Origin of the sequence: Streptomyces sp. NPDC057623, assembly GCF_042800355.1 — a bacterium.
Classification (GTDB): domain Bacteria; phylum Actinomycetota; class Actinomycetes; order Streptomycetales; family Streptomycetaceae; genus Streptomyces.
Genome location: NZ_JBHVGZ010000009.1, coordinates 234,449 through 246,525, shown reverse-complemented (window position 1 = coordinate 246,525; position 12,077 = coordinate 234,449). Strand labels below are relative to the sequence as shown.

General features: G+C 71.3%; 7 protein-coding genes and 1 pseudogene. All 8 read left to right on the top strand.

Annotation, left to right across the window (positions count from 1 at the left end; all coding sequences use genetic code 11):
- Positions 1 to 1,510, top strand: a pseudogene (locus ACFU95_RS13095) (ABC transporter permease); the annotation flags it as partial.
- Positions 1,511 to 1,523: 13 nt separating this feature from the next.
- On the top strand, positions 1,524 to 2,486 hold the full coding sequence (locus ACFU95_RS13090) for an ABC transporter substrate-binding protein (RefSeq protein ID WP_383826059.1): 963 nt from the start codon (positions 1,524 to 1,526) through the stop codon (positions 2,484 to 2,486).
- 218 nt (positions 2,487 to 2,704) lie between these two features.
- A complete protein-coding gene (locus ACFU95_RS13085; RefSeq protein WP_383826057.1) occupies positions 2,705 to 5,143 on the top strand; it encodes an FAD-dependent oxidoreductase in 2,439 nt (812 codons plus the stop codon).
- Positions 5,144 to 5,156: 13 nt separating this feature from the next.
- Positions 5,157 to 6,017, top strand: a complete 861-nt coding sequence (locus ACFU95_RS13080; RefSeq protein WP_383826054.1) for a bifunctional methylenetetrahydrofolate dehydrogenase/methenyltetrahydrofolate cyclohydrolase — start codon at positions 5,157 to 5,159, stop codon at positions 6,015 to 6,017.
- A gap of 37 nt (positions 6,018 to 6,054) precedes the next feature.
- Complete coding sequence (locus ACFU95_RS13075; protein WP_383826051.1) at positions 6,055 to 7,287, top strand: sarcosine oxidase subunit beta family protein; 1,233 nt, start codon at positions 6,055 to 6,057, stop codon at positions 7,285 to 7,287.
- Between the two features lie 11 nt (positions 7,288 to 7,298).
- The gene (locus ACFU95_RS13070) at positions 7,299 to 10,538 is read left to right on the top strand and encodes a sarcosine oxidase subunit delta family protein (protein WP_383826048.1); all 3,240 of its coding nucleotides are present in this window, start codon (positions 7,299 to 7,301) and stop codon (positions 10,536 to 10,538) included.
- Entirely contained in the window at positions 10,531 to 11,133 is a 603-nt protein-coding gene (locus ACFU95_RS13065) for a sarcosine oxidase subunit gamma (RefSeq protein ID WP_383826046.1), read from the top strand. The genes ACFU95_RS13070 and ACFU95_RS13065 overlap by 8 nt, the downstream gene beginning before the upstream one ends.
- A 109-nt stretch (positions 11,134 to 11,242) precedes the next feature.
- A complete protein-coding gene (gene folP / locus ACFU95_RS13060) occupies positions 11,243 to 12,076 on the top strand; it encodes a dihydropteroate synthase (protein WP_383826077.1) in 834 nt (277 codons plus the stop codon).
- Position 12,077: the final 1 nt, after the last annotated feature.

Below are 12,077 nucleotides of genomic sequence, written 5' to 3'. Positions count from 1 at the left end.
CTCCTGGGCCGTGGGCAACTGGCGGGTGGCGCTCCTGGCCGTGGCCGGCTTCACCTTCTTCGGGCTGCAGGGCCTGTGGCAGGAGAGCATGGACAACCTGGCGCTCACGCTCTCCGCCGTCTTCGTGGCGCTGCTGTTCGCGATCCCGCTCGGTGTGTGGGCGGGGCTGTCCGACCGGTTCCACCGGATCGTGACGCCCTTCCTGGACCTCATGCAGACCATGCCGACCTTCGTCTATCTGGCCCCGCTGACCCTCTTCTTCCAGATCGGCCCGGCCTCCGCCACCATCGCCACCCTGATCTACGCGGCGCCGCCCGCGATCCGGATCACCGCGCACGCCATCCGCTCGGTGCCGGGGACCACGGTCGAGGCGGCCGACTCGCTGGGCGCCACCCGGCCGCAGTCCCTGGTGAAGGTGCTGCTGCCGATGTCCAAGCGGACCGTGGTGATGGGCGTGAACCAGACCATCATGGCCGCCCTGGCCATCGTCGTCATGGCCATCGTGCTGGACCGGGTCACCACCGCGGCCAGCACCCGCGAGGAGGCGGCCCGGCGCTCGAAGAACCGTTTCCTGACCTGGCGGCGCCCGTTGCTGGGTGCGGGCGCGGCGGTCACGGCCGTCCTGGTCTATCTGTCCCACACCTACCTATGGGCGGCGGAGTTCCCCGGCGAGGGAGGCGCCGGCAGCGCCATCTCCAGCGGGGCGGACAACGTGACCACCTGGGCCCAGGACAGCCTCTCGGGTCTCACCAACGCCATACGTGACGCCCTCACCAACGGTCTGCTCAACCCGTTCCAGACCCTGCTCACGGACTCCCCGTGGTGGCTCGTCGGCGCGGCCCTGATCGCGCTCGGCGTCGTCCTCGGCGGATGACGCGCCGGCATCACCACGGCTCTCTGCGTGGGACTGCTGGTCGGCACCGGTGGGTGGTCGGACAGCATGACGACGCTGGCGTCCACCGTCGTCGCCACGGTGCTCGTGATGCTGCTGGGCATCGTCTTCGGCGTGTGGATGGGACGCAGCGCGCTCGTGGACCGGCTGCTGCGGCCGGGCCTGGACGCGGCGCAGGTCATGCCGCCGTTCGTCTATCTCGTGCCGTTCCTCGCGCTGTTCGGCGCGACACGCTTCACCGCGATCGTCGCCGCCGTCGTCTACGCGGCTCCCGTCGCCATGAAGATCATCGCGGACGGGGTGCGGACCGTGCCCGCGACCACCGTGGAGGCGGCCACCTCCGCCGGGTGCAACACCTGGCAGATCATCACCAAGGTTCAACTGCCGATGGCACGCAGCGCCCTGACGCTTGCGACCAACCAGGGCCTGATCTACGTGCTGTCGATGGTTGTTGTGGGCGGCCTGGTGGGCGCGGGGGCCCTCGGCTACGACGTCGTGGCCGGATTCGCACGGGGGGAGCTGTACGGGAAGGGGCTTGCCGCGGGTCTGGCCATCGTCCTTCTCGGCGTCATGTTCGACCGGATCACTCAGGCCGCGGCGCGCCGCGCCACCGCTTAAGGAGCACGACACCATGGCAAGACACTGGCGGGCCGGAGCGGCCGGCCTGGCCGTCCTCGGCCTCACCCTCACGGCCTGCGGCGGCGCGAAGGTCGGTGACGACAGCGCGGGCGGCTCGGACGGCTCCGGCAAGTGCGGCACCTTCAATCTCGCGGTCAACCCGTGGGTGGGCTACGAGGCCAACGCGGCGGTCGTCGCCTATGTCGCGGAGCACGACCTCGGCTGCAAGGTCAACCAGAAGGACCTGAAGGAAGAGATCGCCTGGCAGGGCTTCGGGACGGGCGAGGTAGACGCCGTCATCGAGAACTGGGGTCACGACGACCTGAAGAAGAAGTACATCACCGACCAGAAGACCGCCGTCGACGCCGGCCCGACCGGCAACGAGGGACTCATCGGCTGGTACGTGCCGCCGTGGCTGGCCAGGGCGCACCCGGACATCCTCGACTGGAACAATCTCGACAAGTACGCGGCCGAGTTCAAGACCTCCGAGTCCGGCGGCAAGGGCCAGCTCCTCGACGGCGACCCGTCGTTCGTCACCAACGACGAGTCACTGGTGAAGAACCTGAAGCTGGACTACAAGGTCGTGTACGCGGGCAGCGAGACCGCGCTCATCCAGGCCTTCCGCGACGCCGAGAAGAACAAGAAGTGGGTGATCGGCTACTTCTACGAGCCGCAGTGGTTCATGTCCGAGGTGCCGCTGGAGAAGGTCGAGCTGCCCGAGTACAAGGAGGGCTGCGACGCCGACCCCGAGAAGATCGACTGCGACTACCCGGTGTACAAGCTGGACAAGATCGTCAGTGCGAAGTTCGCCAAGTCGGGCAGCCCGGCCTATGACCTGGTGAAGAACTTCACCTGGAGCAACGACGACCAGAACGCGGTGGCGAAGTCCATCGCCGTGGACAAGATGACCCCCGAGGCGGCGGCCAAGAAGTGGGTGGAGGCCAACCGCGCCAAGGTGGACGCCTGGATCAAGTAACAGCCGAGGTCGCAAGCCGGTCGGACATGCCCGGTGGGCGCTGTGCGCGTGATGCGCGCCGCCCGCCGGGCATTGCCGTGTTCGGGCCCGTTTTCCGGCGTCTCGGACCCTCTTGACACCCACCTGCGCGGCAGGCACATTGAGTTGCGCAACCTGAAGCATGTTGCGCAGACAGCAACTGAACCGGCGGAACTGGTTTCACAACCGGAGGTGCGGCGATGGCGGGACCCCGAGTGGTCATCATCGGAGCGGGCGTCGTGGGCGCGGCTCTCGCGGACGAGATCTCGGAGCGGGGCTGGACCGAAGTGACCGTGGTCGACCAGGGCCCGCTGCCCGCCACCGGGGGCTCCAGCTCGCATGCGCCGGGCCTGGTCTTCCAGACCAACTCCTCCAAGACCATGACCGAGATGGCCCGCTACACCGTCGAGAAGTTCTGCTCCCTCGACGTCGACGGCAAGCCGTGTTTCCTCCAGGTCGGCGGCCTCGAAGTGGCCACCACCCCCGAGCGCCTCGCGGAACTGCGCCGCCGGCACGGCTGGCTCGCCGCCTGGGGCATCGAGGCCCGGCTGGTGACCCCCGACGAGTGCGTCGAGCACCACCCCCTGGTGAACCGGGACCGGGTGCTGGGCGGCCTCCACGTACCGACGGACGGCCTGGCCAAGGCCGTGCTCGCCGTCGAGGCGCAGATCCGCCGGGCCACCGAGCGCGGCGTGCGCTTCCTCGCCCGGCACGAGGTCCTGGACGTCCAGCAGAGCGAGGGGCGCGTCACCGGCGTCCTCACCGACCAGGGCGAGATCGCGGCCGACATCGTGGTGTGCTGCGCCGGCATCTGGGGCCCGAAGATCGCCCGCATGGCCGGCATGAACCTCCCGCTGACCCCGCTCGCCCACCAGCTCGCCTGGACCGGACCGGTACCGGCGCTGGCCGGCCAGACCGAGGAGGCGGTCCGCCCGATCCTGCGCCACCAGGACGCCGACCTCTACTACCGCGACCGCTTCGACGGCATCGGCATCGGCTACTACGGCCACCGCCCGATGCCCATCACGGCCGACGAGATCCTCTCCGTGGACGAGGCCGACGAGATGCCGTCCGTCCTGAAGTTCACCGAGGAGGACTTCGCGGACGCCTGGACCGAGACCCAGTCCCTGCTGCCGTCGACGACGGAGGCCAAGGTCGAGGAGGGCATCAACGGCCTGTTCTCCTTCACCACCGACAACTTCCCGCTCCTCGGCGAGTCCCCGGACGTCAAGGGCTTCTGGGTCGCCGAGGCCGTGTGGGTCACCCACTCCGCGGGCGTGGGTCGGGCCATGGCCGAATGGCTGGTCGACGGTTACTGCTCCTCCTTCGACCTGCACGAGTGCGACGTCAACCGCTTCGAGCCGCACCAGCTGGCCCCGGAGTACGTCCTGGCCCGCGACTGCCAGAACTTCGTCGAGGTCTACGACATCCTCCACCCCCTCCAGCCCTCGGGGGACCCGCGCCCGATCCGCACCAGCCCCTTCCACACGCGCCAGCAGGAACAGGGCGCCTTCTTCCTGGAGGCGAACGGCTGGGAGCGCCCGCAGTGGTACGAGGCCAACGCGGGCCTGGTCGAGGGCCGCTCCATCCCGACCCCGAACGACTGGGCGGCGCAGTACTGGTCGCCCATCGTCGGCGCCGAGGCCCAGGTCACCCGTGAGTCCGTGGCGATGTACGACATGACGGCCCTCAAGCGCCTGGAGGTGAGCGGCCCCGGCTCCGCCGAGTTCCTGGAGGGCCTGTGCACCGGCAAGGTCGCCAAGTCCGTCGGCTCGGTCACCTACACCCTCCTGCTGGACCACGACGGCGGCATCCGCAGCGACGTCACCGTCGCCCGCCTGGCCCGTGACCTCTTCCAGGTCGGCGCCAACGGCAACCTGGACCTCGACTGGTTCACCCACCACCTCCCCGCCGACGGCACGGTCCAGGTCCGCGACATCACCCCCGGCACCTGCTGCATCGGCCTGTGGGGCCCGCTGGCCCGCAAGGTCCTCCAGCCCCTGACCGACGAGGACTTCTCCAAGGACGGCCTGAAGTACTTCCGCGCCAAGCACGCCTACATCGGCAGCGTCCCGGTCACCGCGATGCGGCTGTCCTACGTCGGTGAACTCGGCTGGGAGCTGTACACCACCGCCGACCAGGGTCAGAAGCTGTGGGACACCCTCTGGCAGGCGGCCAAGCCCCTCGGCGGCGTCATCGCCGGCCGCGGCGCCTTCAACAGCCTCCGCCTGGAGAAGGGCTACCGCTCCTTCGGCACCGACATGACCTACGAGCACGACCCCTACGAGGCCGGCGTCGGCTTCGCCGTCAAGCTCGACAAGGGCGACTTCATCGGCAAGGCCGCCCTGGAGCGCCGCAAGGAGAACGTACGGCGCAGGCTGACCTGCCTCACCATCGACGACCCGCGGTCCGTCGTCCTGGGCAAGGAGCCGGTGTACGCCGGCGACAGCGCGGTCGGCTACGTCACGAGCGCCGCCTACGGCTACACGATCGGCAAGGGCATCGCGTACGCCTGGCTCCCCGCCGAACTCGCCACCCCCGGCACCCCCGTGCACATCGGCTACTTCGACCAGCGCGTCGAGGCGGTCGTCGCCGAGGAGCCGCTGTTCGACCCGACCATGTCCCGCCTCCGTGGCTGACCGAGGGAAGACGATGACTGCCCAACTGCTCGACGGCAAGGCGACCGCCGCCGACATCCGCCGCGAACTCACCGAGCGCGTGGCCAAGCTGACCGCCACCACGGGCCGCCCGCCGGGCCTGGGCACCGTCCTGGTCGGCGACGACCCCGGCAGCCGGGCCTACGTCGGCGGCAAGCACCGCGACTGCGCGCAGGTGGGCATCGCGTCGATCCGTCGCGACCTGCCCGCCGACGCCTCGCAGGCGCAGGTCGAGGACGTCATCGACGAACTCAACGCCGACCCGGCCTGCACCGGCTACATCGTCCAACTGCCGCTCCCGCGCCACCTGGACGCCAACGCCGTACTGGAACGCATGGACCCGGCCAAGGACGCCGACGGCCTGCACCCCGTCAACCTCGGCCGGCTCACCCTGGGCGTCGAGGCCCCGCTGCCCTGCACCCCGCGCGGCATCGTCGAACTGCTGCGGCGGTACGACGTCCCCCTGGCCGGGGCACGCGTGTGCGTGATCGGCCGGGGCATCACGGTCGGCCGCCCCATCGGACTGCTGCTGACCCGTCGCTCCGAGAACGCCACCGTCACTCTCTGCCACACCGGCACCAAGGGCCTGGCCTGGCACGTACGCGAGGCGGACATCGTCATCGCCGCCGCCGGCTCACCCGCACTGATCACCCCCGACATGCTCCGCCCGGGCGCGGCCGTCCTGGACGTCGGGATCACCCGCACCGACCAGGGGCTGGTCGGCGACATCCACCCGGACGCCGCCACCGTCGCCGGATGGCTCGCTCCGATGCCCGGCGGGGTGGGCCCCATGACGCGGGCGATGCTGCTCGCGAACGTCGTCGAGGCCGCTGAGAGGAACGCGAACGCCGTATGAACCTGTCCCTGTCGCGCCAAGAAGACGGAGACGTCCGATGAGCCCCCGCACACCCGGCGCCGAGCTTCCCGAACACCCCGACTGGCTGTGGCGCACGCCCGAGCCGAAGCGGTCGTACGACGTAGTGATCGTCGGCGGCGGCGGACACGGCCTGGCCACCGCGCACTACCTGGCCAGGAACCACGGCATCACCAACGTCGCCGTGCTGGAGAAGGGCTGGCTCGCGGGCGGCAACATGGCCCGCAACACCACCATCATCCGCTCCAACTACCTGTGGGACGAGAGCGCCGGCATCTACGAGCACGCGCTCAAGCTGTGGGAGGGACTGGCGGAGGAACTCGACTACCCGATCCTCTTCTCCCAGCGCGGCGTGCTGAACCTCGCGCACAGCCTCCAGGACGTCCGCGACAGCGTGCGCCGGGTCGAGGCGAACCGGCTGAACGGCGTGGACGCCGAATGGCTCGACGCCGAGCAGGTCAAAGAGGTCTGCCCGATCGTCAACATCTCACCGGACGTGCGCTACCCCGTCCTCGGCGCCACCTACCAGGCGCGCGGCGGCATCGCCAAGCACGACCATGTCGCCTGGGGCCTGGCCCGCTCCGCGGACGCCGCCGGGATCGACATCATCCAGAACTGCGAGGTCACCGGCCTCGACGTGGTCGGCGGCCGGGTGGTCGGAGTCCAGACCTCCCTGGGCCCGATAGCGGCGGGCAAGGTGGCCCTGTGCTCCGCGGGCCACACCTCGGTCCTCGCCGCCATGGCGGGCATCGAACTCCCCGTCCAGAGCCACCCGTTGCAGGCCCTGGTCTCCGAACTGCTGGAGCCGGTGCACCCGACGGTCGTCATGTCCAACGCCGTCCATGTGTACGTCAGCCAGGCGCACAAGGGCGAACTGGTGATGGGCGCGGGCATCGACGCGTACAACTCCTACACCCAGCGCGGCGCCTTCCACATCATCGAAGAGCAGATGTCCGCCGCCCTGGAGCTCTTCCCGGTCTTCGCCCGCGCCCATGTGCTGCGCACCTGGGGCGGCATCGTGGACGTCAGTCCGGACGCCTCGCCGATCATCGGCCTGAGCCCGGTCGACAACCTGTACCTCAACTGTGGCTGGGGCACGGGCGGCTTCAAGGCCACCCCCGGCGTCGGCTGGGTCTACGCCCACACCATCGCCCACGACACCCCCCACCCCCTCAACGCCCCCTTCTCGCTCGACCGTTTCACCACCGGCGCGCTCGTCGACGAGCACGGCGCGGCCGCTGTGGCCCACTAGGGAGCCGAACCATGCTGCTCATCCCCTGCCCGTGGTGCGGGCCCCGCGACGAGGCCGAGTTCCACTACGGCGGCCAGGCCCACGTGCCCTATCCGCAGGCGCCGGCGTCCCTCACCGACGAGGACTGGGCCAGGTACCTGTTCTTCCGCGACAACCCGAAGGGCCCCTTCGCCGAGCGCTGGACCCACGCGGCGGGCTGCCGCCGCTGGTTCAACGCGGTGCGGGACACCTCGACGAACGAGGTGCTGGCGGTGTACCGGGCGGGAGAGGAACGCCCGGCGACCGTTGAGCCGAGGCAGGCTGCCCCAGCCTGTCCGGCGTTCGAGGACGAGGCCCTTCGGGCCGGACGCGGGGTCCGGGGCGGCAGCCCCAGCGGGGTCGAAGGGGCAGAGCCCCTTCAGGAGGGGACGGGCAGGGGCGGCGGGGGCGAGACAGCCCAACCGTTCCGCCACCCCACCCGAGGCCGCATCGACCGCGACACCCCCCTCACCTTCACCTTCGACGGCACGGAATACCAGGGCCACCGAGGCGACACCCTCGCCTCCGCCCTCCTGGCCAACGGCGTGATCCAGGCGGGCACCAGCATCAAGCTCGGCCGCCCCCGTGGCATCTTCTCCGCCGGCGTCGAAGAGCCCAACGCGGTCATCCAGATCGAGGAACCCTTCCCCGAGCCGATGCTCCCCGCGACGACCGTCGAGCTCTACGACGGCCTCGTGGCCACCAGCCTCCCCGGCCAGGGCCGCCTCGCCACCGAACCGGACCCCGCCCGCTACGACGCCGTACACGCCCACTGCGACCTGCTGATCGTCGGCGCGGGCCCGGCCGGACTCGCCGCGGCCGCGGCGGCGGCGGCGAGCGGCGCCCGCGTCATCCTCGCGGACGACCAACCGGAGCCGGGCGGCAGCCTGTTGGGCACGGCCGAGCACCTCGACTGGGTGGCGCAGGTCAGTGGCCGGCTCGAAGCCGACCCCGAGGTGCGCGTCCTGCGCCGCACCACCGTCTTCGGCTACTACGACGACAATCACCTCCTCGCCGTCGAGCGCCGCACCAACCACCTCGGCGCCGAGGCCCCCGCGGACGTCTCCCGCGAGCGGGTCTGGCGTATCCGGGCCCGTCGCGTCGTCCTCGCCACCGGCGCCCACGAGCGCTCGCTGGCCTTCGCGGACAACGACCGCCCCGGAGTGATGCTGGCCGCCTCGGCCCGCACCCACGTCAACCGCCACGGCGCCCTGCCCGGCCGTCACGCGGTGGTCCTCACCACCAACGACAGCGCCTACGCGGCAGCGCTGGACCTCGTCGCGGCCGGCGTGGACATCGCGGCGATCGTCGACACCCGCCCCGAACCGGGGGAGTGGGCACAGCGAGCCAGGGCGGCCGGCATCGAGGTGCTGCCCGGACACACCGTCACCGGCACGGACGGCGACCCCCGTCTCACGGCCGTGACCGTCGCCCCGTACGGACAGTCCGCGGGCCGGCGGGAGTTCGCCGTCGACCTGCTGCTCGTCTCCGGCGGCTGGAACCCGGTGGCCCACCTGTTCAGCCAGTCCGGCGGCAAGCTGCGGTACGACGAGGCGCTCGGCTCCTTCGTCCCCGACACCTGCCGCCAGGCGGTCGAGGTCGTGGGCAGCGCGAGCGGCGTCCTCGACGCGGCCGTGGTCCTGGCCCAGGGCGCGGCCGCCGGAGCCCGCGCCGTCGAGGCCGAGGGCTACACCGCCGTGACGCCCCGCCTCCCGGACGTGGCGACGCAGCCGCAGACGCCGCCCATGCACGTGTACGTCGTGCCCGGTGCCTCGGACGCCCCCCGTTTCGTCGACCTCCAACGGGACGTCACCGTCGACGACCTGGTCCGCGCGACCGGCGCCGGCATGCGCTCGGTCGAGCACACCAAGCGCTACACCACGGCCGGCACCGCCAACGACCAGGGCAAGACCTCGGGCGTCCTGGCCAGTGGCGTCGTCGCCGAACTGCTGGGGGTGGACATCTCGGCGCTCGGCACGACCACGTTCCGCCCGCCCTACACCCCGGTCTCCTTCGCCGCCCTCGCGGGCCGCGACCGAGGCGCCCTGAGCGATCCGGTCCGCACGACCGCCCTCCACGAGTGGCATGTCGCGCACGGAGCCCTGTTCGAGAACGTCGGCCAGTGGAAGCGCCCCTGGTACTACCCGCGGGACGGCGAGGACATGGAAGCCGCCGTGCTGCGCGAGTGCCGGGCGGCCCGCGAGGGCGTGGCCTTCATGGACGCCTCCACCCTGGGCAAGATCGACGTACAGGGCCCGGACGCCGGCGTCCTCCTCGACCGGCTCTACACCAACATGATGAGCACCCTGAAGGTCGGCATGATCCGCTACGGCGTCATGTGCCGCCCGGACGGCATGGTCTTCGACGACGGCACCGTCATCCGCCTCGCCCAGGACCGCTTCCTCGTCACCACGACGACTGGCAACGCCGCCGCCGTACTGGACTGGATGGAGGAGTGGCTCCAGACGGAGTGGCCCGAACTGCGGGTCCACTGCACCTCCGTCACCGAGCAGTACTCCACCGTCGCCCTGGTCGGACCCCGCTCCCGCGAGGTCCTCGGCTCGCTCGCCCCGCACCTCGCCGTCGCCAACGACGACTTCCCGTTCATGGCGTGGCGCGAGACGAGTGTCGCCGGCATCGACGCGCGGGTCTGCCGGATCAGCTTCTCCGGCGAACTGGCCTACGAGATCAACGTCTCACCGTGGGCGGCCCTCGCCCTGTGGGAGGCGCTGTACGAGGCCGGCGCGGCCCACGGCATCACCCCGTACGGCACCGAGACCATGCACGTCCTGCGGGCCGAGAAGGGCTACCCGATCATCGGCCAGGACACCGACGGCACCGTCACCCCGCAGGACCTCGGCATGAGCTGGGTGGTGTCGAAGAAGAAGCCGGACTTCGTCGGCAAGCGGTCGTACGCCCGCGCCGACTCCGTCCGCCCCGACCGCAAGCACCTGGTCGGTCTGCTGCCCGAGGACCCGGGCACCTTCCTGCCGGAAGGCACCCACCTGGTCGCCGACAGCGTGCTGCCGGCGCCGCCCGTCCCCATGCTCGGCCATGTCACCTCCAGCTACCGCAGCGCAGCCCTCGGCCGGACGTTCGCGCTCGCCCTGATCAAGGGCGGCCGGGACCGCATCGGTGAGCGCCTGTACGCCCCCGTGGGCGACCGACTGGTCGCCGTGACCGTCGCCAGTCCCGTCCTCTACGACCCCGAGGGAGCCCGCCGCGATGGCTGACACCGCCCTGACCGCCCCGCTCCGCAGCCCCCTGTCGCAGGTCGCCGATCGCCTGGCCACCGCGACCCGTGCCTCCGAAGGGGCGATCCGGCTCGCCGAACTCCCCTTCCTGGCCCAGCTCACCGTGCGCCTCGACGCCAAGGGAGCGGCGGCGGAAGCCGTCGGGCTCGCGCTGGACATCCCTCTGCCGCTCCAGCCGAACTCCGTAGTGCGCGCGGGGGAGCTGACCGTGCTGTGGCTGGGGCCGGACGAATGGCTGCTGGTGGGACCCCCGGGCAGCGGGCGGGAACTGGAGAGCCGGATCCGGGAGGCGGCGGGAGACGAGTTCGTCGCGGTCACCGACGTCTCGGCGCAGCGCACCACGCTCCTCGTCACGGGCCCTCGCGCCCGTGACCTGCTGGCCCACGGCTGCTCGCTGGACCTGCATCCGCGGGCCTTCGACTCCGGACGCTGCGCCCAGACGACCCTGGGCCGCACACAGGTCGTCCTGGTCGCCCGGGGCGAACCCAGAGCCGGATTCTGGGTGCTGGTGCGCTCGTCCTTCGCCGGCTATCTGGCGGACTGGTTGCTCGACGCGGCGACCGAGTACCTCTGAACAGGGACGGATCCCGATGACCGCCACGGTCCACGCCGCCGCCCCGCCGCACCCGGGACAGCCCGAACTGCACCCGTACGGGCTGCCCCGGCCCGGGCGGACGTTGGTCATGGGCGTCGTGAACGTCACCCCGGACTCGTTCTCCGACGGCGGGCTGTCGTTCACCGCGGACTCGGCCGTCGCGCACGGACTCACGCTGTTCGAGCAGGGAGCGGACATCGTGGACGTGGGCGGCGAGTCGACCCGCCCCGGCGCGACCCGCCCGCCGGTCGAGGAGGAGGTGCGACGCGTCCTGCCCGTCGTCCGGCGACTCACCGCGGCGGGCGGGGTCGTCAGTGTCGACACCATGCGGGCGGAGGTCGCCGCCCGCGCGCTGGACGCGGGGGCACGGCTGGTCAACGATGTCTCAGGCGGCCTCGCCGACCCCGCGATGCTGCCGTTGATGGCCCGGGCGGGCATGCCGTACGTGGCGATGCACTGGCGCGGGCATGCCGACGCCATGCAGGCGAAGGCCGTCTACGACGACATCGTCACCGATGTGGTCGAGGAACTGCGCCTGCGGATCGAGGCCGCACTGCGGGCGGGGATCGCGCCCGGATGCCTGATCGTCGACCCGGGGCTGGGCTTCGCCAAGGCGTCGGAGCACAACTGGGAGCTGCTGGGCCGGCTCGGAGAGGTCGGTGCGCTGGGCTGTCCCGTCCTCGTGGGTGCCTCACGCAAGTCGTTCCTGGGCCGGCTGCTGGCGGACCCGACGACCGGACAGCCCCGCCCGGCAGCACAGCGGGATGCCGCGACCGCGGCCGTGTCGGTCCTCTCCGCCGCGCAGGGCGTCTGGTGCCTGCGTGTGCACGATGTGACCTCGACCCTGGACGCGGTACGGGTGACCGCCCGCTGGGGCGCCGAGGCGGGAGCCGCGGCACCGTCGCTGCCCGGGACCGGGTGAG